A 21,278-nucleotide genomic window follows, 5' to 3' on the forward strand; every position below is an offset into this window, starting at 1 on the left:
CGCACGAGCGAATCCGACACAACCTTGACCGAATTATTTCGTTACAAATTTCCGCCGACAGAAACCTCGGCAAACGGCCGTTTGCCATCGCAGGCTAATGGCGGCACCGCAGTAGCACGGCCTCCTGATATACCAACGGACCGGGCCGTTCGACATTGTTCCGATTCCGGCATCAATATACCTTTCGACCGTCGGTGCCCGGACGCGAGTTCCATGCCGCTCCGAGGATTTCCTGAACGAGAAAAGAGGAAGCGTCGATGCACTATACTAGCGCCCGATTTGCGGAAAATTGCCTAGTATTGCCTTGTTTGGCAGCGAAAGACGCGTTGGAGCGCTTACCGGGGCATTCGTCTCACCCAACGCATTGTCAATACCGGCAAAGATGACTTTTATAAGAAATTACAAGCTGTTCTCCTGCCTGTACTTCCTGACGGTCCTCGTCACCATCGGCATGGCGTACGCCCTGGGTTTCGGCGAGGCCGCACGCCAGACGGCGGGATTTCCGGAGCGCCTGCGAGACATCACCTTCCCGATCTGGGACTCGCACCCCCTTTCGCAACACGGTTTTCTCGTCTTCTATTCGATGGAGGACTTCGCAAAGAAGGTTGCGTATTCGAACCACTCCACAGCCTACCTGCTCTACATGTACGTTCTGTACAAGGTGGAAATGCACGTGCATTTGTTGCCGATGCGAGTGACCGGCGCCATCGCGAATATTGTCTCGCTGGCAGGCGTGACGTTCTTTTTCCTGTCCCAATTGATCAAGACGCGCCTGTCCTTCGGCAAGGGGCTTCTGGTGCTTCTTTCGGTCGCGTTCATGCTATCGATGCCCGGATTCTGGATCTCTTCGGCCAGATTCAACGTCGACAATACGTTTCCTTTGGTGTTCGCCTTCCAGGCACTGATCGCGTTCTGCGTCTGGAAGCATCCGGCGCGGTCCGGCATGCTTGCCGTCGGGATTGTGCTTTTTGCCGTGTTTTGTCCGATCTACGCCGCCGTACTTGGACTCGCTTTGTTGGTATGCGCATGCCGAAACGACGGTCTCGACGCGCGGATGTGCCGTCTGGCGGTGCTGGCCATCGGTGCCGGTATCGTCTTCTACCTCCCGTCGCCGCTTGTGTCGAAGGCGCTCGGGTTCACTTCGTCCAATAGTGGGTGGCTAATGCGCGCCGGTCTGGACGGCGACACCACGTATTTCAGCAACGTGCTGAAATCGGTGCTGGCTCCTTATTTCCCGCGACCATTCCCCACCATTGCCGTACCGCTTCTGTTCCTGCTGACACAGCTGGCGTATTTCCGTCTGACCGAGCGCCGGGATTCACAGGCGGGCGCCACGCCGCACGCGACTCCCCCCGCGCTCGCAGGCATCAGCCTGTTCTATCACCTGCTGTTTGCTCAGTATGTGATGACCAGCCTGCTGTGGCCGCAGGCCGTTGCCATTCATCCCTATTTGTACGATTACCTGTTGCTGGGACCGGTATTCATCGCGATTGTGCTCACATTCGCATGTGAACGCCCGCCGGTTGCACTGCGTTTCTGGGTGCTGGCATTGCTCTTCTGCATCTCGTTCCATCTTGAGCAGATCGCACAAGCCAAGTGCCAAGGGTGTAACTATCCGGCCGCATGGGACAGCAAACGACCGTAAGCGCTGTTCCTATGCTCCGGCGAGGTCCACCATCGCGGTGGAACACCCCGCCCCACAGAAAGCAAAAAACCTCGCCAGGGTAATCCTGTCGAGGTTTTTTTATGGACACCGCGGGCCCCATATATTCTCTGGTGGAGCGGAGGAGGATCGAACTCCCGACCTTCGCATTGCGAACGCGACGCTCTCCCAGCTGAGCTACCGCCCCACACGAAGCTTTGATTATATCGATTTTTCCCGGCGGGGCGAGCAGCCGACAAAATTGCTCGGGAATGCCACCTTTGCGCGCCGCCGTGTGTCTCAAACCGCCCCCCGATTCCCCTTCATTCCCTTGATGGCCGGGACCTTGGGGGCCTTCGCGACGATGGTTTTCTGCGCCCTGAGATAACGGGCCACGACATCCCACACCGGCTCGCCCTGCGCGCCTTCGGCCACCGGTGCCCAACCTGCCACCTTGTAGGTCTTGCCCGCTTCGATGAGCTTGCCGTTCAGGCGCATCTCCGTGATGCGCTGCCCCATCGGCGCCATCGGATCGATCGTGTAATCCATGCCGCCCACGCGCACCATGTCCCCGCCCTGCTGATAGTACGGATCCGGGTTGAACAGGTTGTCGGCCACGTCTTCGAGCACCGTCTTGATCGTCTCGCCCGTCATCGGCGTGAGCGTCGTGTACGGATACGTGATCGCCGTCTGATCGAGCAACTGCTCCATGGTGATCGCCTGGCCCGGCAACAACGATGTCCCCCACCGGAAACCCGGCGAGAAACCGATCTCGGCATCCTTTTCGGCCATCACCGCGTCGAGCAGCAACTGATCGAAGGTGCCGTTGAAGTTGCCCCGGCGGTACAGCACGCCTTCGGTGACCGCCAGCGGCTCGGCCAGCTTCGCCGCAAACGGCGCGCGCACGCGCTCGATGAGCGCCTGCATCTGGGCATCCGCCGGCAGCAGATTCGCAAACACCGGCAACAGCTTGTAGCGGAAGTCCACCGGCTTGCCGCCCTTCACGTCAAAGTCCAGCACCGCAAGGAACTTGCCGTTCGAACCGGCATTGGTGACGAGCGTTTTGCCCCCGGCATTCTCCACGAGCACGGGTTTCGGTACGCCGTCGTGCGTATGACCGCCGAGTATCGCGTCGATACCACGCACGCGCGACGCCAGTTTCAGATCGACGTCCATGCCGTTGTGCGACAGCACGACCACGACCTGCGCACCCTTGCCGCGCACCTCGTCGACCATCGACTGCAAGCGGTCCTCCTGAATGCCGAAGGTCCAGTCCGGTACGAAGTAACGCGGGTTCGCAATCGGCGTGTACGGGAACGCCTGCCCGATGATCGCCACCGGCACGCCGTTCATCGTGCGGATCGTGTACGGCGCGAACACCGGGTCGCCGAAGTCGTTCGTCTGCACGTTCTGCGCGACGAAGTCGATCTTGCCCTTGAATTGCTCCTCGACCACCGACTTCACACGCTCGGCGCCATACGTGAACTCCCAGTGCGCCGTCATGACGTCCACGCCGAGCGCCAGCGTGGCGTCGACCATGTCCTGGCCCTTCGTCCACATGGCCGTGCCCGAGCCCTGCCACGTGTCGCCGCCATCGAGCAGCAACGCACCGGGGCGCGACGCCTTCATGCGCTTGACCAACGTCGCCAGATGCGCGAATCCGCCGACCTTGCCGTACGTGCGTGCCGCCGCCGCGAAATCGAGATAGGTGAAGGCATAGGCATCCTGCGTGCCGGGACGCAGACCGTAGGCCTTGAGAAACGCCTCGCCCACCAGATGCGGCGGTCGGTTCGCCTGCTCGCCGATCCCGAGATTGACGCTCGGCTCGCGGAAGTAAATCGGCAGCAGCTGCGCATGGCAGTCGGTGAAATGCAGCAGATGGACGTTGCCGAACGCCGGCAGATCGTAGAATGCCGCAGCCGCCTTGGCCGCCGCCGTCTCGTGATGCGAGAGCGTCATCCCCCCGGCGGCCGCCACTGCCAACACCTGCATGAACTCGCGTCGATTCATTTCGTCTCCGTGGCACATGCATCTGGCGACGCACCGCCTCAATGTTCTCTCGGTTGCGCACCGATGCCGCTGCACGACATCGGCCTTATACACTGGCCTTATTCGTCGACCTTATTCTTCGATCCTATACAGCGACCCTATACGTCGACCTGATATGTCGACTTGATACGTCGATCGGATATCACGATGACCTTGCCTGACCGCGGGCGATTCGCACGCCCGCCTGCCCGGCGCCTTCACGCCCGCGCATGAATGCGCACGCGGTCACCGTCCCGCGTAATCGGCAAGCGCCGCCACGTCCTCGCCGAACATCTCGCCGACTTCCTTGCGAAGGACCTTGCCGTCGCGTCCGATCACGTACAGTTCGGGCAAACCGCGACGCTTGCCCAGCGCCGCCCGCCACGCTTCGGTCTCCATGCCCGCCGGGAACGTGTACTTGTGTGCCTTGACGTAATCGACGGCCTCCTGCGGCGTCTTGTCGATGGACAGCGTGACGATCTGGATCGGTTTGCCGCGCGTGGCGTCGTAGAGCTTTTGCAGGTGCGGGTTCTGCTGCGCACAGAACGGACACCACGACGCCCAATACTCGACGATGACCGTACGATCCTTGAATGCGCTTGCAGGCAGGGTCTTGCCGTCGAGCAGGGTGAGCGGCGGCAACGTCACGGTATCTCCGACCTCGACGGCCGGCGCAGGCGCACTCGCCAGCAGCGCCGTCGCGCTCATCGCGACGCTGATTGCAGCACGCCACACGCCCAACACTCGCAACGCTCGCAAGGCCCGCAAGGCCTGCGTGCTGACGTGACGCATCCCACCGATCTCGGCATTCATTGAATCACTCCGGATGTCGACGATGATCCCGGTTGGACGAACGGCCAATGCTCACCCGCCATTGGCCGCACAGGACCATTCGCTGTCGCTTACTGATTGACCGGCGAGGCCGGGTCGAGCAGCAGTGCCATGACGTCCTTCAACTGCTGTTCCGTCAGGATGCCTGCCGCACCGAAGCGCGGCATATTGGAGCAGGCCATGTAGCTGTGCGAGTCGTAGACCTTCGCCCAGGTGTACTTGACCACTTCGGGCGAATCGCCACGCAACTTGCCGTAGTTGTACAGCGACGGACCGATGTTGCCGAACGAGATTTCGCTCTTGGTCAGCTGATGGCACGCGTAGCAGTTGCCGCCGTTCACGGTATCGGCCTTGTCGGTGAACTGCATGCCGCGCCCGTTCTGCGCCACTTTCTCGCCTTCCTTCCAGTCGCCGAGATACTTGCCGTCGGCAGGCGCCTTCACGCTCACCAGTTCGGCCTTTTGCAGACGCTCCGCGATCTTGGCCGGCATCGGCTTGGTCGCGTACTGCGTGCACAGCTTCTGCAATTCGCTCTGGTCGATGCGATCGAGCTGTGCGATGCCCGAACCGCGGAACGAGTCGCGCAATTCCTGCACGACGGCCGCGTCGGTGGTCCCGGTGGCGGGCTTCGCGCCCTCACCTTGAGCAAACGCTGCGCCGACGACGAGAGCCCCGGCCGCGCTCAGCGCGACCCCGGTCGCGCGCAATGCGAATGATGTCATGGGTGTGCCTCGTGATCGATCAGCGCTTCAGGCCCGGGGCGTCCATCTTGCCGCCGTTGGCCATCACACCGAGGAAAGTAATCAGATCGACAGACGCCTGCGAGCCATAATTCAGCTCGGGCATGCGCTGCTGACGGAAGCAGTCGTACATGCGCCACTGAATCGTGCGCAACGCGCCTTGCGAGACACGATAGCCCGGCCACGTCGCGAAAGCCTGACGTGCAGCCGCGGGCTTGGTCAGGTTCGGCAGATCCTGCAAACGAATGCGCTTGTCGTCCGACCCGTGGCAGGACGCGCATGAAAAGTCATACGGGCCGGCGCGGTAATAGAAAATCTTCTGGCCGCGCGCATAGGCTTCCTTCTCTTCCTTGTGCGACTGCGGCACGCGAATCTGCGCACCGCGCGACTGACCCGCCACATAGGCGGTGAGCGATTCGAGATCGGTCGGGTCCTGGCCTTCCTTCGAGAAAGGCTGCTTGATGACATCCGCACGCTTGAAGCCTTGCAGATTCACCATGCATTCGACGATGCGCGACTCGGCGTCGAGCACACGTTTCGCATCCGGGAAGTAGCGCGGCAGTTGTGCGTAGGCATCTTTGAGCACGCCGGGGCCGAGTCCCAGGTCGCACTGCGCGAGCGACACGTTGTTCGGGCCGCGCGGCGTCTTCCAGAGTGCTTCGCCGCGCATCTCGATCAGTTCTGCCGGATTGCCGTCGGCAAGCATTTCGCGATACTGCGCGATGGCGTCCGCGGTCGAATTGTCGGCGGCAAGCGCCGTGGCGACGGGGGCGCTCGCGCCCGCGATGGCGAGCAAGCCGCCCAGTACGGAACGACGCAGCCACGCCGCCTGTCGTGGGGGGCTCACCCGTGCGCTATGTTGCGCCTCTAGCATCTGACTCTCCTCGTTGTGGGTTGATCGGCGCTGGCAAGAGAACTCCCCTGCAAGCGCCGCCACACTGCTTCCCGGCATCGCCCCTCAGGCGACGGTGGCCTCGTCGGTGCGCGAGTCGCCCTTGTTGTCGGTCCACGTCACGGCGACCTTGTCGCCCTTCTTGCCGCCCTTGAACTTGAACGACATGAACGGATCCTTCGACACTGCCGGACCCCATTCGGCCGTCAGCACCGTCTTGCCGTTGCAGGTGACCGTGACCGTCTGGATGAAGTGTGCGGGGACGATGTTACCGGAAGCGTCCTTGCGCTGGCCGGTTTCCATGATGTGACTCATCAGCGCCTTGACTTCGACGACACCGCCGGCCTCGGTTGCGCGAATGCGCATCGGATTACCCATGTTGTGCTCCTCTAGCCTTATACGATGTGTCGCTCAACCGCCGCAGCCACCCAGCGTGACCTTGATTTCCTTCTCGGCCACGAGGTACTTGTTGTCCGCCTTGACGAGCGCATAGACCTTCGAGGTCTGCCCCATCTTCACGCGCGTGGTCACCGACGGCTCCGTGCCGTCCGGAATATCGAACGCGGCCGCAAGCGTATTCGGATTCTTCTCGATCAGGATGGCGATCGATTGCGTATTGGGCGCCTTGCTGGTAACCGCCACCGGCACGACCGCGCCGTTCTCGGCGATGTCGGGAGCCGTCAGCACGACGAGGTCGCTGGGGCTGGCTTTCGTGCCGCCGAGCGCCTTGACCGTATCGTCAACGCTCTTGGTGGCAAACGCCGCCTTGTTCCATTCCACCTGTGCCGCGCGGGCCTCTTCGGGCTTGATCAGCCCGGCGGCCACCGCCAGTCCCATTACCGCGGAAAACCGCAGCATGTCGCGTCGCTGTTGGTTCATCTCTGTGTGTTTCCTCTTCCCTGAAGGCCGCCGGTACGCGTGCGCTGCTTTCATGACGGATACCGGCCGCCGTTCGCTCGCCCCATGTTGCGGCGAGCCCCCTGCCCCGGACTTACTTCGCCGGGGCGCCGGCCAGCACCCAGTCCACCAGGATCTTGGCGTCGGCATCCGACAAGTTCGGGTGCGCCGGCATCGGGATCGGACCCCAGACGCCCGAGCCGCCGCCCTTCACTTTCTTGACCAGCTTGGCCACGGCATCCTTGTCGCCCTTGTACTTGGCGGCGACTTCCTGATACGACGGGCCAACGAGCTTCTTGTCCACTGCGTGGCAACCCATACAGGCGTTGGCGCCGGCGAGTTTGGTCGCAGCGGCGACGTCGACACCGGCATGCGCCAGCGAGGTGCCGGCCAGCATGGCCGCAGCGATCAGCATCTTCTTCATTGTTGCTCCTTCGGTTTATGTAGGGGACGGGGTCCTGCGGCGGCCGCGGACATTGTCGTCGGCGCATCCGTCGGACACCCTTGCCCGCTCAACGTGCACCACGAAGCATCCAGTCGACCATCGTACGGATATCGGCTTCTGCAACCTGTGATTGCGGCGGCATTGGCATGCTGCCCCAATTACCGGCACCTCCGGCACGTATCTTCGCCACCAGTATTTCAGTCGCATCCGACTGCCCATGGTACTTGGCGGCGACCTCCGAGAAGGCGGGCCCGATCTTCTTGTCGGTAACGCCGTGACAGGCCAGACAACCGTTCTTATCCGCAAGCGTTGCTGCCGGTGACGTCGCAGCGGCGGTTTGGGCCGGCGCGTCCGGACTCGCCATGCCTAACGTGGCGAGGGCCGCGGTCCTGCGCACCGACGCATTTTGCGCGGCGGTGCCCGACAGCGGCGGCAGCTTCGTATCGATACCACGCACCGGGCCGATGACCCGGTTTTGCGCAGCCAGATCTCCGTGTGCGTCGCGGGCGTACGCAGGGAGTGCGGACGTCACGATACCAGCCTCGGGGCAATCCTGCATACACGCCTTGTTATGGGTATCCGGTTTGTCGCCCACGCGCCACATGCCGTGCGCGCGCGTCATGCCGTTGCGATTGGGCATGCGCTGCTGTACCTCGGCGATGTTCCTGTCGGACAGCACGAAGTCCGCCGGCACGATTTCGCCGAGGTTGAGGATATAGGCGGTCACCGCGTACACCTCGTCCGGCGTGAGCGAACGAGGCGCGTTCCACGGCATGGCGCGACGGATGTAGTCCCACATCGTCGAGACCGTGTCGATCTTCATGAGCGTGGTGCGCACCGGCTGGTTATTGCCGCGCAGCGACGCCACGTGGCCGGTCCTGATGTCGTCTGCCGTGGTGCCGCCCACCAGTGGATTGAAGACTTCGTTACTCTCGCCGAACGTGCCGTGACACGAGGCGCAGCGCGCATCGTAGAGCTTCTGCCCGTCGGCCACGGAACCTTGCCCCCTGGGCAGGCCCTTGAAATCGGGCCGCACGTCGATGTCCCACGCGCTCAGTTCCGCAGCGCTCGCGTCACGGCCAATGCCCGACGGGGCCTTGATGGCGGATGCGGTGGACATGGTTGGCTGCGCCGCTTTTGTGGCAGGCGCAGCGAGCGCCGTCGGCGCCAACCACGCCGCGACCGTCAGCCCGACAACGGCCAATGCCGCCGCCCACAATCCGGCGATCACTGCGGACTGCGTCCGATGCCGCCGCACGGCCTTCGGCTTGTGAATCGGCTTGTGAATCAGCTTGCGTTCAGTCGACGTGGACATTGGTCACCTCTCCGCTCTGTGCCACTTGCCACGTCTGAATCGCGTTGTTGTGATAGATCGACCTGGTGCCGCGCACCTCTCGCAGTTGCCGGTAGCGCGGCTGCACGAAGCCGGTCTCGTCCACGGCGCGGCTTTGCAGCAGGGCGGGCGAGCCGTCCCATTGCCAGTCGAAATTGAAACGCGTGAGGCACTTGGGCAGCACCGGCGATTCGAGCCGCGCCGCGCGCCAGGACCTGCCGCCATCGGTGGACACGTCGACCCGCTTGATGCGCCCACGTCCCGACCAGGCAAGGCCCGTCACATTGAAGTAGCCGCGATCGAGCAACGCCTGGCCGCCCGACGGCGAGGTGATGACCGACTTGCACTCCTGAATCGATGTGTACTGACGGTGCTGGCCGTCCGGCATCAGATCGACGTAGTGGCTCGTTTCATCCTTGGTATTCCACGGTGCGTCGCCCACTTTGATGCGACGCAGCCATTTCACCCACGAAACGCCCTGCACGCCGGGCACCACCAGACGCAACGGATAACCGTTCTCCGGGCGCAGCATCTCGCCGTTCATTGCCCAGGCGACCAGCACGTCGGAGAGGGCCGCTTCCATGGAGATCGTGCGCGTCATGCCGGAGCCGTCGCCGCCTTCGGCGAGCACGAACTGGCCACGCCGGGTGTCGGCGCCCACATCGTCGAGCAGCACCGACAACGGCACACCCGTGAACTCGCAGCATGAGAGCATGCCGTGGGTGTACTGGACGGTCGGCACGGCTGCATTACCCCATTCCATGCCGGTGTTCGCACCGCATTCGATGAAGTGCATGCGCGAGACCGATGGCAGTCGCATGATGTCGTCCATCGTGTACACCTTCGACTGACGCACGAGGCCGTGCACCATCAGACGATGCTGCGTCGGGTCGACTTCCTGCCAGCCCTGATGGTGGCGCTCGAAGTGCAGGCCGCTGGGCGTGATGATGCCGAAGAGCCCTTGCAACGGCGTGAACGCGACCGAGGCTTGCGCGGTCTGGGTGAGTCCCGGGGACTGGCGTCGTTGCAGATTCGCCTCGAACTTCGAGGGCATGCCGTACGGGCGCGCGGCCACGGGTTGACCCAGCGAGGTTGCCCACGGGCGCGGTTCGAGGATCATCGGGTCGCCAGCGCCGAGCCCATTCGAGGCATTCGAGGCATGCGGCGCATCGGCGGCGAACGCCGCGCCACCCGCGAGGGCAGCGCCGGCGGCAAGAAAGCTGCGTTGCAGGAATCCGCGTCGCGAGGGATTCAGCCCGTCGCGCGTAATGTCGGCGGCGAGTGTGCCGTCGATGAAATGCTCCGGCGCCCGGCGCAATCGGCCTGATTGGCCGGCTGGCGATACGTTGTCGCTCACCCCTGTCTCCTCGCGTTTTGCGGCGTTCGCCAGCATCGCGAGGACACTGGCGGCTTACGGCTTTTGTATTAGTTCGTGCGCGGCATGAACCCGTCGACGGCACGCTCCGGCAACGCTTCCTCCTCGATGCGACCCGCGACCTGCACGCACACCGCCCGACAGATCTCGACCACGCCGGTATCCGCGATCGTGTAATACACCTGATTCCCGTCGCGGCGGCGGGACAACACGCCCGCCTGGTACATCGCGCCCAAATGCCGGGACACGTTCGTCTGCGATGAACCGACCTCCGTCACCACCTCGTTCACCGAACGCTCGCCCCCGCACAGCGCGTGCAGGATCCGCAGCCGCGTCGGCTCGGAGAGCAGGCTGAAGTAGTGCGACACCTTTTCGAATACGCGATCGAGTTCTTCCATGACGGTCAGTCTTCAAGTTCGTGCGAAGGCACAGAGAGTTCCGTATATGCCTACATACGCATATACGGATAATCGAAATAACGGGCGACGGAATCAAGCTGCACTGCAACACGTCGGAGACCGATCTTTCGTCGGATCGGCGCCACCGCGCGGCATGCAAATGGCCAAACCCATGTATACCGTGAGATATAGCGCACCACGTGTCATGCACTTGCGCGGTGCAAGTCTGCACCTGCGTCAACGAATCCGTTGGCATGCATGAACGCAAAGCGGTTTGAGGCATCAGGGAAAAACCTGATAAGAAAAATGACGGTAGGACGGCATTTCTGCAAAGCGCTGATCGCCAAGTTTGCCCCGGAAAGGGGGAAAGCGGAAAGCGAACAAACGTTGAGTCAGCGAAGGAGCCGCAGGCGGCGAGTGGAAAACGGGCGGACGGCAAACGCGACGGCCGCCGTCCTCAACCCTGCATTGCGACCATCGTGCTCGCCTCAGGCCAATGGCATCGCTTGATGCATACCGATTGCTCGCACGACGTTACTCGAACTGATAAGACCAGTTGGCATTGAACCGCAACGGACGGTTCGGCGAATTGGTCGGCGCATCGGCCATCGGCTTCGCGATGGAGAGGTCGAGCGAATAATACTTGCTGTCGGAGATCCGCACGCCCAGCCCTACGGAGGCCAGTTGGTTGTGAAACAGCCGCCCGTAGTTCAGGTAGACCTTGGCCGTATCGAGCATCAGATACGGCTGGATCGTCTTCAGATATCGGAAGTCGGCGCGGAACATCCGGTTCAGTTCGATGGACGCGCCCCAGCCCTTGTCCCCGGCAATTTCCCCGGCAGGGTAGCCCAGACCGAAGCGCTGACCGCCGAACGTCGCCTGCTCGGAGGTCGGCAGCGTGTTGCCGCTGTACTGCGCACCGGCAGAGACGACGACGCCGAACTCCCACGGCAGCACCACCCCCTGCTTCGCATCCAGATTGAAACGCCAGAACGACAGATCGTACGGTCCCAGAATCTGCTGAATGCCTGCCGGTTGCGTCGTATACGACTGGCTCGCGCCCATTCCGTTGAAACCCTTGAAGACGCCCAGCGTGGCGCTGCGGGTCTGCTTCTCGGTGACCTCGTTGTACGCCAGTTGCACTTGCCCGGCGCGCACGTTCGTTTTCGAACTGATGTTGTTCGGCGAATTCGGCACCTCATAGCGATCGCGTGAATTCACACCGTACATGCCGCCGCTGACGGTCAGGCTACGCTGATTGTTGAGCAGGATCGGGTACGACACGCTCACTGCCACACGTTTGGTGTCGAGGTGGCGCGTGAGGCCGGCAAGCGCCTGATCGTCCGGCTGTCCGCGGTAGTGCGACGCATCGAGGCGCGCCTGCAATCCGTCGGAGCCGAGCGGCTGAACATACGACGCCGCGTAAAACTCTTCGTCGTTATGCCCCTTGGGCGCGATAGCGGTCAGTTGAATCTGCTCGCCCAGTGGCGTGAGCGCATTGCTCGTTACCGTAAAGACGCCGCGGATGCCCGGATTGTTATAGGAGAGCGAAGTGCCCAACGCAACCGGTTGACGCGCCACATCGAGCGAGAGTTCGGTCGCGCCATCGGTCTGCGTGGGCGGCTGCACATCGGCCTTGATCTTCATGCCGGGCACGAGCGTGAGCAGGTTCAGATAGCGCTCGAACGTCGCGCGCTTCAGAGGCCGCTCCGCCTCGATGTGCGCAGCGATGTCATGCAGGCGCTGCTCGGACGGCCCGGGCGTGCCGGTGATCTTCGTGCTGGAGATATACCCTTCGACGACGGTCACGCGCACGAAGCCATCGGCGAAATCCTGCGCGGGCACGAAGGCGAAGGACAGCAGATAACCCGCATCCTGATACATCTTCGTGACCTGATTGGCCTTCTCGACCAGATCGCCGATGGTCACTTCCTTGCCGGCCAATGGCGCGAACAGCCCCGCAATTTCCTCGAACGGTAATGATTTCACGCCCTCGATACCGAAACGCTGGGGTGTAATCTTGCGAGCCAGCAGGGCCTTGAGAGCGTCTTCCTGCGTCGGCGGCTGAATATGAATCGTTGGCGCCGGCGCCTTGGGCGCCTCGATCTTCGGAATGCTTTGCATCGGATCGCCCCGCACCGGACTGGCGTCGGCCCAGGCGTATTGCGTGCCGAACAGGCTCAGGGAACAAAGCGATACGGCGACGACCTCGACTACGCGTACGACACTGCGATTACGAACAGACTTGACCGAGCCCTCACGCGCGACGCGTGACGCAAGACGGGACTCTCCCTGGCGATGCGCCATCCCATGCCCCCCAACGCTTATTTTTTCGTTGAGCCAGTGTAACCGCGAGGGGTAATGCCCCGTCAACGGGGGAAAGCGGGGGTTTGCAGCGCGTTGACAACACCGCGAACAAGCGTGTCGGACCCACGTAGGTTGCCGCGCTTAGAGAGCCCCCTCCAAACGCCATTCGACGACGGCAAGCGTCGCCGAAATGCGCATTACGCCAGCATGTCGGCCCAGATACCTTGCGCCCACGCGAGCCCCAGGGCGAATTCGTCCCGGGTAGCGCGTGGCGACGCGCCGCCCGTGCCCGGCACCGGCATCATGGTGCGTTGCGATGCGTCGAAGCGATGCACGCTCGCCACGTGCATCGCTTCGGTAGCCGAAACGAACGTGTAGCAGGTGTTGCTGTACAGCGGCTCGGGATTGACCGGCCGACCGGACAGGGTCGCCACGATCGCCGCAGCGCAGACCTTGCCGTGCTGATTGGCCATGTGGCCGGACTTCGGCATCTGCGGGGCGATCTGGATGGCATCGCCAAGAATATGAATGTCGCGCTGGGCGCGTGAGGCGAAGCTCAGGAAGTCGACGTCGCACCAACGCCCGTTGGCCGTTGCGAGACCGCTCTGTACGGCGATATCACCGGCACGCATCGGCGCAATGACGTTCAGCACGTCGGCGCGCACCTCCTCCCCCAATTCGAAATGCGCCATCGACTGCGCGCCGTCGATGGCGACCGCCGTGCAGTTGAATTGCGGGTGATACTCCACGATGCCGGCGAATTGCGTGCGCCACACGTCGTGGAACTGGTCCGCCTCGGCCAGCACCTGCGCGTTGGCATCGAAGATAAGGACTTTCGCCCGGGGATTGTGCCGCTTCACCCACGCCGCCGCCTGACAAGCCCGCTCGTAGGGCGCAGGCGGGCAGCGAAATGGCGCCTCGGGAATCGTGATGGCGAACACCCCGCCTTCGGGCATCGCCTTGAGCCGGGCATGCAGCAAGGCGCTCTCACGTGCGTCGGTCCAGCCAACGGGAAGCGCCTCGCGAATTTTGGGATCGTTCAGGCCAGCAATGGCCTCGCGGTGCAACGACACGCCCGGCGAGACGATCAGCTTGTCATAGGCAAGGCGCGCTCCGTCAGCGAGGCGGACTTGCTTGCGCTCGGCGTCGATGGCCTCGGCGCGCGTACGCCGCCAGACGACGCCGTGACGGGCGACGAGCCGGTCATACGACACCGTCAGATCGCTCACCCGCAGGTTGCCGCCGACCACGAGATTCGATAAGGGCTGGGACACGAACGCCGGGTTCGGCTCGACGAGCGTGACCTCGATGGTGTTGCCCGAGAGCACACGCAGCGCCTTCGCGGCCGTGGCGCCGCCGAATCCCCCGCCGATCACGACAACGCGCGCGCGCCCTTTGACCGGCGTCGGCCAGAGCGCGGCGGCCATGGTCGTGGAGATGCCCGAGATGCCAGACATCCCGAACAGCGCGGCCGTCGAACGCAGACCGAGGAGAAATTGGCGACGATGCATGCTGTCCGGCCTATGGCGAAGCGGGCGGCTGCGCGGAGGGTGACGCGTCCGGTCGTGCCGAGGGAACCGCGACGGCCGATGGCATCGGTGCGGCTCTCGAAGACGATGACGCGCCGGCGCCGGGCTGCGAAGCGAAGTAGGCAGCAATACGTTGCAGTTCGTCCTCGCGATAGCCCTTGAGCAACTGCGGCATCAACGTGGCGGGCTGTCGCCCGTCGCGCATGGCGGCAAGCGACGCCATCAGTGGCGCTGCCGCCCGCCCTTCCAGTACCGACAACGTCTGCTTGCCCGCCGTGACCGGCGCCGCCGCATTGTGGCAAGTCATGCAGGCCATCGCCCAGTCGCGCGCCTGCCAGTCCGTTTGCCCGCCAGACGGCAAGCCGGGTGGGTGACGGGGCCGCGCGTCCGAGCCGGGAGACGGCGACGATTCGGCCGGGGGCCTTGCAAGATAGACGGGTGAAGCCGCATGAACGCCCGAGGCTTCGGAAGTTTGCGCAGCGGCCATACCGATGGCCATGGACCCGGTGACGGAAACGAACACCGCCGCGAACGGCTGCCTCACCTTGGGGTGACGCAAACGATCGCGGCGGTGCGTTGTGGGGCCATCGCCCTGGCGCGTACGCAAGGAAAATTCCGAGGCGCCGGGTGGATCAGTTACCGGTCTTGTTCGACGGTCCCGGCTTGACCGGGCCTTCGCTGATCGGCGCCGGCGAGGATAGCGGCTTCGCCGTCACCGTCTCGTTGCCGATCGGCGTCGTCGTCACCGTTGCCGCGTTGGGGTCGTCAGGCTGTGCGGGCGCCGGATTCTTCTGGGCTTCCGTCGACAGGCGCTGCGCCTCTTCAGGCTTCACGTATTCGTAGAGTTTGACGACCTTCTGCACGCCGTCGACCCGGCTCGCCACATTGGCGCCGATGGTGCCCTCTTCCTGGGAGACCAGTCCCATCAGATAGACGTCGCCGCGTTCGGTGACCACCTTGAAGACGTTGGCCGAGATCTCCTTGGTGTTGATCAGGTTGGCCTTGACCTTGCTGGTGATCCACGCGTCGTTCGAGCGTGAGCCGAAGGAGCTCTTCGGCCCGATGGCCAGTTCGTCGACGATGCCGCGCACGTTGCTGATCTGCTTGACGATGTTCACGGCCGCCTGCTTGGTGGCATCGTTCGGAACCTCGCCGGTCAGCAGCACGCGACGGTTGAAGACGGTCACGTTCACGTGCACCGCGTCGTCGGTCAGCGTATTGGCGATGTTGGCTTCGGCCTTGACCTGAATCTCGCGGTCTTCCGTCTGCGCACCGACCGAGCGCCGGTCGGTGGCGACGAGCGCGCCTGTCGCGGCACCGCCAAGAATGATGGGGGCGCAACCGGCCAGGGTTGCAGCAATCAACGCTGCCGCAGCAAGCGGCTTAACAACGCCTTGGACGCGTCGGAAACTCATCGGGCTTTCTCCTTCCTGGATATTCGAACGGGACGGCCCCCGCCGCGCCGAATCGGCACCGCTCGCCCCCGCGACCCGGTGCCCGTCACATGATCTTGACGCTTCAAGATGACAATAGGTTCACTCGTCGCCCAGCAGCATCGAGTCGATCAGGTCGCACAGACAGTGAATGGTGAGCAGGTGAACTTCCTGAATGCGGGCGGTGCGCTCGGCCGGCACGCAGATGTGCACGTCCAGCTCGCCCAGGGCGGCATTGACCTTGCCGCCGCCTTTGCCGGTCAGGGCGATCACGTGCATGCCGCGCTCATGCGCCGCTTCGATGGCCTGAAGCACGTTGCCGGAGTTGCCGGACGTCGTGATGGCGAGCAGGACGTCGCCTTCCTGTCCGAGTGCACGGACCTGCTTCGAGAAGATGACGTCGAAGTTGTAGTCGTTGCCGACGGCCGTCAGGATGGAAGAATCGGTGGTCAGCGCAATGGCCGGCAGTTCCGGGCGTTCACGCTCGAACCGGCCGACGAGCTCCGCTGCGAAATGCTGGCAGTCGGCGGCGGACCCACCGTTGCCGCAGGCGAGAATCTTGTTGCCGTTGGCCAGTGCTTCGACCATGACATCCGCTGCGGCGGCGATGGGGTCGGCAAGCGCGTCGCGCGCCGCCAGCTTGGTCTCGACGCTATCCGTGAAGTGTTTCTGAATTCGTTCGATCGACATGGTCGTTCATGGTCGTTTGCCAGGGTATTGCCAAAGCTGCCGGCCTCGCGGGGGTCCTGGGGCGCTTGATGCCCCGGGGACACGCAGTTTCCGGCCGACGCTCGGATGCCGTCAACATGAATGGACGGCAATTTCGCAAGTGTAACAGGGTGGCCCGACACGGGTTTCGTCAGAGATCGTCGGCCTGAAAGGCGTCGGGCAGCCAGTTCACCACGGGCGGACGTCCGTCGAAGGTCACGACATCGAAGCGACAGCGTGCCGCCGGACGCCGCAGCAGATAGTGCCGCGCAGCCAGCATGAGTCGCCGCCGCTTGGCATGCGTGATGCTCTGCGCCGCGCCGCCGAAGTCGCTGCGCAGCCTCGCTCGCACCTCGACGAATACCAGTACCCCGGTCCGATCCCGCATAATGAGGTCGATTTCGCCGCCCCGGCACCGATAGTTGCGGGCGACGAGCCGCCAGCCGCGCCGCTCCAGCAACATCTGCGCGCGGCTCTCGAAGGACACTCCTAGCTGATTCGACATGGTTGTTCCGAAGTTTTCCGTGACCGGCAATGCCGGCATCGTTCCAGACCCGACGTGCATCGCGCCCCGCCACGCGACGCCCTCGATTGCAGGAGCCCGCTGCGATGGATGATCGTCTGATGTCGCTCGCCGAGGGGCAGCACTACCCGACCGGTACGCTTTACGTCGTCGCCACGCCGTTGGGCAACACCGCCGACATCACCGTGCGCGCGTTGCACGTTCTCGGCATGGTCGACGCCATCGCCTGCGAAGATACGCGCAACAGCGCCTTGTTGTTGCAGCGGTATGGCATCGACAAGCCGCTGATTGCGGCCCACCAGCATAACGAGAACGAAGCGGCCGCACGCCTTGTCGAGCGTCTGCGCGGCGGCGAGCGAGTCGCCTATATCTCCGACGCCGGCACCCCCGGCATTTCCGATCCCGGCGCGAGACTGGTGGACGCGGTACGCGCGGCGGGCCTGGGCGTGGTGCCGGTGCCGGGCGCGAGCGCGGTGACCACGTTGCTCTCGGCTGCGGGCGCTTGGGTGGAGACGTTCACGTTCGTGGGCTTTCTGCCGTCGAAGGCACAGCAGCGCGCGCAGGCGATCACGGCGCTGTCCGGCGCGACGTCTGCACAGGTCTTCTACGAAGCGCCGCACCGGATCGTCGAGACGGTCGAGGCACTGGCCGAGGGACTGGGCAACGAGCGGCGCCTGCTGATCGGACGTGAGTTGACCAAGCGTTTCGAAGACATTCACGAGTGCGCGCTGGGCGAAGGTGTGGCGTGGCTGAAGGCGGACGCCAACCGGCAGCGCGGTGAATTCGTGCTGGCGATCTCCGGGGCGGTGTCCGCCGGGAGCGACGATGGTGTGGACGCACACGCACAGCGCGTGCTCGCCCTGCTCGCGGCCGAGTTGCCGACGAAGAGCGCCGCCAAACTCGCGGCAGCCATCACCGGCGCACCGAAAAACGCCCTTTACGAACGCGCGCTGGCCCTCAAGAACGGCTGAGCATCGCTCGACGGACACCGCCAATTCGACGCACTGAAAATCAGAAAAGTCCGGTGGGATTCTCGGCGATTCCCCAACGGACTGAAGCGCTCAGCGGCGCCATCGGACGCTCTCGGCAAATCGAGAGCGCCCGCCCTCCCTCACACGCTACCCAGCAATTCCTTGACGAGCGGCCCGTAGCAGTCGTGGACCAGATCGTGGAGAACACTACGCCCGGCTTCGCGAATCATGGTGTCGTTGACCTCCAGGCGGCGCTGTTGCAAGGAGGTTTTCACAAGCGCGTTGAAAGCATCGACGTCCGACATCGCTTGCAGCTTTGCCTCGGCCACGGCGAACGCTTGCGGTAACGCGCGCCGCAATGCCGCCTGCACCGGTGCGGCGTTGGAGAGATACGGCGCCAACGCTTCGCGCTCTTCGCGCAAGACCCGGACCGTCGCATTCGAGAGGTCTTCCTCGGTCACGCCTGCCGCGCCGAAGAATCTCATGTCCTCGGCGTCCAACGGCAGCCCCAGTACATTGCGCAATTTGATCTGGTACGCCAGGTACACCTCGATCTCGTCGACGAACTTGAGCGTGCGCGCCTTCTCGTAGGCAATTTGCGCGAGAACGGAGCGCCGGTAGCATCCCTGCATCAATGCTTTCAAGGCGGGTAGATCATCGTCGTAGTCGCCTCGTGCAATATCGGCGCACAACGCCCGTTGTCTCATTTGCTCGTAGGCCCATGTCACGCGGTCCTCGCATCGGCGTGTCGAGCCGTAGCTATGCGGCAGTGTGTCGCCACGAAGCGCGTCGTCGCCTTCCAGCCGCATAAGCCACTGTCCAACGCCTTCGCGAAATGTCTGGCTCCCGTAATTCACCGTGCGACGCAGGTAGTCCAGAAATGCGGAGAACTCTTCGGCGCAATCCTCGTTCGAGAACTTCGCCCACGCGGCCGCCCGTGCAGGCTGATCCTTTAGCTCGAACCAGTCCGCAACGGCGTCGGGGAGCGCACGCACGGGCACATGCTCGCCGCACCAGATGGAAAAGAAGATCAATGCACAGCGCTCGCGCTGCGCCAGCGTCATGATCTCCCGCACCATGGCCTCCGGAATCGGATTGTCCTCGATGTTCACCATCACGCCGGCCGCGCCTGCCGGCCCGCCCCCTCGGCTCGGCGGCAGGCGCAACACCCAGTTCGGCACATGACGGAACTCGTTCGCGATGAGCGATACGAAGTCGATTCGCGGCATTTCCGGCAAGTCGCTCAGTGTCGAGAGACGATTCTTCGCGAGGTACAGCCTTCTGAGGTTATCCACGCGGTGCGCTGGCCCTAGAGGCACACGGGTGAGGTCGTTGTGCGTCAGGTCGATCCGCTCGCACGCGCGCAAATCGAGAGGCAACGCAATATGCCGAAGGCGGACGTTTTCCCTGACGGTGATGGTCCGCAACGGGCTGTGTCGCTCGTTCGGCGACATATCGTCGGCGCCCGGTTCGAACACCACGCTGCGCAGCGACGGATTCCCATAGATCCGTATCTCGTCGAGCGCGGCGCATTCGCCATGCAGACGCAACGCCGTCATGTCGGCGCCGTAGATCAGCAGCGTTTTCAGTGCGGGCATCGCCGGGAGCTCGACCGTATCGCCCAGCCTCACACACTTGATGTGGAACGATCGGAGCCTTGGCATCCACTTCGGCAACGTGATATCCAGGTCGCCTTCGATGGTCAGGCTCTCCAGATTCGGCATGTGCTCCGGGAGTACCAGCCGCCCGGCGCGTCCGAGAACGTGTATCCGCTTCGTATCGGCGGGAACGCGATCCGGGCCGTACCACTTGAGCACCGACGAGGGCGACACATGATCGAATGCCCATGCGGGCGCCTGACGCTCGAGGACGAACGCTTGCGCCAGACGTCGCGCTTTCGGACCGGAAGGGTCCAGATGAAACGATGCCAGACGAAATCCACCGGCCAGCGGCGGACCGAAGAGCGCGGTATTTTCCAGCGCGCCGGCCACCCGAGCCTTCAGGCGAGCGGCATCGCGCACGAACTTCAGCGCAAGCTCCGAGGTGAAACCTGTGAGCCAACGCTCCCGGGCGATCCATCTTCGTGTGGCATCGGACACCGGCGCCGCGCACACGAAGTTATCCAGATACTCGGCAGCCGCCCTGTCGAAGCGGAACACGCGCAGCGCGGCGAGCGCCTGCTCAGGCGAAAAGCCCTCGCGCATGAGCGTCTTCCATACCTTTTTCTTCTCGCTCGCCTTGTCGGGCCAGTGCAGCGTCGCATCTGCGCCGAACACATCGCAACGCCCGGGCTCGCAGCGCCGGGGCGGTGCAGGCGGCGCATCCACGAGCGCGTCCGGTCGGCTGCCGCGCAACCACGCGCTCATATCGCGAATCGCCCGGGAGAGGGACATCGGTCCATCGGCGCGCCGGGAGTCCGACGCGCGACAGGCGTCGCACCCCAGGGCGCGCAACAGTTCGTCGACCTGCAACGCGCGCAAGACTTCATCGGGCGCGGTGAGCGGCGCGGCATTCAGCCGCCCTCTGAGCGCGATGGCGAACCGACTGAAATCGATGTGCCGCTGAGGGTCGAGATGGTCGCGATGACGTAGCCACGCCAGCATCGCGCGATCGGAGATCTCCGGAAAGAACTGCCGGAACAGCGCAGCTTGCGCCACGGCATCGTCGTTGATGTTCGCCAACTTGTCGATCACCTCTTGCGACACTCCGGCCAATCGCAGCTCGGCGACGGCTTTGCGGAATGTGGCATCGCGCGCCGGCGCCGATTGTGTCCCCCAGCGCAGCCACCCCGAGAACTGGCCGCCAAGGGCCATCGCGCAACCGACCACCGACGCATTGGCAAGCGTGGCTTGGACAGTCCCCGTCTGTGCCGAAAGGCACGCAAGCACGTCGTGCGCTATTGTCGGCCACGGCAGGCCGGGCGGATCGAGCGACCGGTCGACGGCGGCGTCCACGCCGGCGTCATGGTGCGTGGTCACCGTGTCGATTGGCGGCACCGTTAGCGGCGCAGCGCTAACGAACGGGGAAATACTGGGCATCGCGCGCTCCTGTGTGAGGCATCAAACCCATTCTTTCGCGCGCAGCGGCATCGCGACTTGCGGGAAGCGCCTGCGCGCCCCGTCACTTTTCACTTTTCGGGAGGCGCCCCAAAAAAGAAAACCCCCGGCAGGCCGGGGGTTTCGCTTTCGCCAAAAATGCGAACGGTACTTCAGATGGCTGCGACGTC

19 protein-coding genes and 1 tRNA gene are annotated in these 21,278 nt (G+C 63.7%); 2 read left to right on the top strand and 18 right to left on the bottom strand.

What is annotated here, in order from left to right:
* Positions 1-289: 289 nt before the first annotated feature.
* Positions 290-1,645, top strand: a complete 1,356-nt coding sequence (locus UC34_RS23565; RefSeq protein ID WP_157123283.1) for a hypothetical protein — start codon at positions 290-292, stop codon at positions 1,643-1,645.
* 129 nt (positions 1,646-1,774) lie between these two features.
* Here UC34_RS23565 and UC34_RS23570 read toward each other — a convergent pair.
* From UC34_RS23570 to UC34_RS23650, 17 genes are all read right to left on the bottom strand, one after another.
* Positions 1,775-1,850, bottom strand: a tRNA-Ala gene (locus UC34_RS23570).
* 92 nt (positions 1,851-1,942) lie between these two features.
* Complete coding sequence (gene soxB / locus UC34_RS23575) at positions 1,943-3,652, bottom strand: thiosulfohydrolase SoxB (protein ID WP_044457408.1); 1,710 nt, start codon at positions 3,650-3,652, stop codon at positions 1,943-1,945.
* A gap of 264 nt (positions 3,653-3,916) precedes the next feature.
* Positions 3,917-4,483, bottom strand: a complete 567-nt coding sequence (locus tag UC34_RS23580) for a TlpA family protein disulfide reductase (RefSeq protein WP_418303916.1) — start codon at positions 4,481-4,483, stop codon at positions 3,917-3,919.
* Between the two features lie 89 nt (positions 4,484-4,572).
* Positions 4,573-5,223, bottom strand: coding sequence for a sulfur oxidation c-type cytochrome SoxX (soxX, locus tag UC34_RS23585; RefSeq protein ID WP_044457409.1), 651 nt, complete (start codon positions 5,221-5,223; stop codon positions 4,573-4,575).
* 19 nt (positions 5,224-5,242) lie between these two features.
* Positions 5,243-6,115 carry a sulfur oxidation c-type cytochrome SoxA gene (gene soxA, locus UC34_RS23590; RefSeq protein ID WP_084070920.1) on the bottom strand — a complete coding sequence of 291 codons (873 nt, stop codon included), beginning with the start codon at positions 6,113-6,115 and terminating at the stop codon, positions 5,243-5,245.
* 84 nt (positions 6,116-6,199) lie between these two features.
* Complete coding sequence (gene soxZ / locus UC34_RS23595; protein ID WP_044457410.1) at positions 6,200-6,511, bottom strand: thiosulfate oxidation carrier complex protein SoxZ; 312 nt, start codon at positions 6,509-6,511, stop codon at positions 6,200-6,202.
* A gap of 33 nt (positions 6,512-6,544) precedes the next feature.
* A complete protein-coding gene (gene soxY, locus UC34_RS23600) occupies positions 6,545-7,012 on the bottom strand; it encodes a thiosulfate oxidation carrier protein SoxY (protein ID WP_044457411.1) in 468 nt (155 codons plus the stop codon).
* A 112-nt stretch (positions 7,013-7,124) separates the two neighbouring features.
* Positions 7,125-7,454, bottom strand: a complete 330-nt coding sequence (locus UC34_RS23605; protein ID WP_044457412.1) for a c-type cytochrome — start codon at positions 7,452-7,454, stop codon at positions 7,125-7,127.
* Between the two features lie 88 nt (positions 7,455-7,542).
* The gene (locus tag UC34_RS23610) at positions 7,543-8,790 is read right to left on the bottom strand and encodes a c-type cytochrome (RefSeq protein WP_237165186.1); all 1,248 of its coding nucleotides are present in this window, start codon (positions 8,788-8,790) and stop codon (positions 7,543-7,545) included.
* The gene (soxC, locus tag UC34_RS23615; RefSeq protein WP_044457413.1) at positions 8,774-10,165 is read right to left on the bottom strand and encodes a sulfite dehydrogenase; all 1,392 of its coding nucleotides are present in this window, start codon (positions 10,163-10,165) and stop codon (positions 8,774-8,776) included. Before soxC ends, UC34_RS23610 begins: the two co-directional genes overlap by 17 nt.
* Before the next feature lie 68 nt (positions 10,166-10,233).
* Positions 10,234-10,581, bottom strand: a complete 348-nt coding sequence (locus UC34_RS23620) for an ArsR/SmtB family transcription factor (protein WP_044457414.1) — start codon at positions 10,579-10,581, stop codon at positions 10,234-10,236.
* Between the two features lie 534 nt (positions 10,582-11,115).
* Entirely contained in the window at positions 11,116-12,705 is a 1,590-nt protein-coding gene (locus UC34_RS23625; protein ID WP_237165187.1) for a ShlB/FhaC/HecB family hemolysin secretion/activation protein, read from the bottom strand.
* 380 nt (positions 12,706-13,085) lie between these two features.
* The gene (locus UC34_RS23630; RefSeq protein ID WP_044457415.1) at positions 13,086-14,399 is read right to left on the bottom strand and encodes an NAD(P)/FAD-dependent oxidoreductase; all 1,314 of its coding nucleotides are present in this window, start codon (positions 14,397-14,399) and stop codon (positions 13,086-13,088) included.
* A gap of 10 nt (positions 14,400-14,409) precedes the next feature.
* Complete coding sequence (locus UC34_RS23635; RefSeq protein WP_052811208.1) at positions 14,410-15,024, bottom strand: c-type cytochrome; 615 nt, start codon at positions 15,022-15,024, stop codon at positions 14,410-14,412.
* A 25-nt stretch (positions 15,025-15,049) separates the two neighbouring features.
* Positions 15,050-15,832, bottom strand: coding sequence for a BON domain-containing protein (locus tag UC34_RS23640; protein WP_044457416.1), 783 nt, complete (start codon positions 15,830-15,832; stop codon positions 15,050-15,052).
* A gap of 120 nt (positions 15,833-15,952) precedes the next feature.
* The gene (locus tag UC34_RS23645) at positions 15,953-16,540 is read right to left on the bottom strand and encodes a phosphoheptose isomerase (RefSeq protein WP_044457417.1); all 588 of its coding nucleotides are present in this window, start codon (positions 16,538-16,540) and stop codon (positions 15,953-15,955) included.
* Positions 16,541-16,709: 169 nt separating this feature from the next.
* Positions 16,710-17,123 carry a YraN family protein gene (locus UC34_RS23650; protein WP_044457418.1) on the bottom strand — a complete coding sequence of 138 codons (414 nt, stop codon included), beginning with the start codon at positions 17,121-17,123 and terminating at the stop codon, positions 16,710-16,712.
* Positions 17,124-17,167: 44 nt separating this feature from the next.
* On the opposite strand from UC34_RS23650, the gene rsmI reads away from it, so the two are divergent.
* Positions 17,168-18,052 (top strand): 16S rRNA (cytidine(1402)-2'-O)-methyltransferase, encoded by an 885-nt coding sequence (gene rsmI, locus UC34_RS23655; RefSeq protein WP_044457419.1) that lies wholly within the window; start codon positions 17,168-17,170, stop codon positions 18,050-18,052.
* Positions 18,053-18,192: 140 nt separating this feature from the next.
* On the opposite strand, the gene UC34_RS23660 is transcribed toward rsmI, so the two are convergent.
* Entirely contained in the window at positions 18,193-21,090 is a 2,898-nt protein-coding gene (locus tag UC34_RS23660; RefSeq protein WP_052811210.1) for an NEL-type E3 ubiquitin ligase domain-containing protein, read from the bottom strand.
* Between the last annotated feature and the right edge of the window lie 188 nt (positions 21,091-21,278).

It is taken from the genome of Pandoraea vervacti (assembly GCF_000934605.2).
Classification (GTDB): Bacteria; Pseudomonadota; Gammaproteobacteria; order Burkholderiales; family Burkholderiaceae; genus Pandoraea; species Pandoraea vervacti.

Bases quoted from the DNA above. Each gene is read 5' to 3' on its own strand.
- soxB (WP_044457408.1), bottom strand. From the start codon at position 3,652: ATGAATCGACGCGAGTTCATGCAGGTGTTGGCAGTGGCGGCCGCCGGG.
- UC34_RS23580 (WP_418303916.1), bottom strand. From the start codon at position 4,483: ATGAATGCCGAGATCGGTGGGATGCGTCACGTCAGCACGCAGGCCTTG.
- soxX (WP_044457409.1), bottom strand. From the start codon at position 5,223: ATGACATCATTCGCATTGCGCGCGACCGGGGTCGCGCTGAGCGCGGCC.
- soxA (WP_084070920.1), bottom strand. From the start codon at position 6,115: ATGCTAGAGGCGCAACATAGCGCACGGGTGAGCCCCCCACGACAGGCG.
- soxZ (WP_044457410.1), bottom strand. From the start codon at position 6,511: ATGGGTAATCCGATGCGCATTCGCGCAACCGAGGCCGGCGGTGTCGTC.
- soxY (WP_044457411.1), bottom strand. From the start codon at position 7,012: ATGAACCAACAGCGACGCGACATGCTGCGGTTTTCCGCGGTAATGGGA.
- UC34_RS23605 (WP_044457412.1), bottom strand. From the start codon at position 7,454: ATGAAGAAGATGCTGATCGCTGCGGCCATGCTGGCCGGCACCTCGCTG.
- UC34_RS23610 (WP_237165186.1), bottom strand. From the start codon at position 8,790: ATGTCCACGTCGACTGAACGCAAGCTGATTCACAAGCCGATTCACAAG.
- UC34_RS23620 (WP_044457414.1), bottom strand. From the start codon at position 10,581: ATGGAAGAACTCGATCGCGTATTCGAAAAGGTGTCGCACTACTTCAGC.
- UC34_RS23625 (WP_237165187.1), bottom strand. From the start codon at position 12,705: ATGCAAAGCATTCCGAAGATCGAGGCGCCCAAGGCGCCGGCGCCAACG.
- UC34_RS23630 (WP_044457415.1), bottom strand. From the start codon at position 14,399: ATGCATCGTCGCCAATTTCTCCTCGGTCTGCGTTCGACGGCCGCGCTG.
- UC34_RS23640 (WP_044457416.1), bottom strand. From the start codon at position 15,832: ATGAGTTTCCGACGCGTCCAAGGCGTTGTTAAGCCGCTTGCTGCGGCA.
- UC34_RS23645 (WP_044457417.1), bottom strand. From the start codon at position 16,540: ATGTCGATCGAACGAATTCAGAAACACTTCACGGATAGCGTCGAGACC.
- UC34_RS23650 (WP_044457418.1), bottom strand. From the start codon at position 17,123: ATGCACGTCGGGTCTGGAACGATGCCGGCATTGCCGGTCACGGAAAAC.
- rsmI (WP_044457419.1), top strand. From the start codon at position 17,168: ATGGATGATCGTCTGATGTCGCTCGCCGAGGGGCAGCACTACCCGACC.
- UC34_RS23660 (WP_052811210.1), bottom strand. From the start codon at position 21,090: ATGCCCAGTATTTCCCCGTTCGTTAGCGCTGCGCCGCTAACGGTGCCG.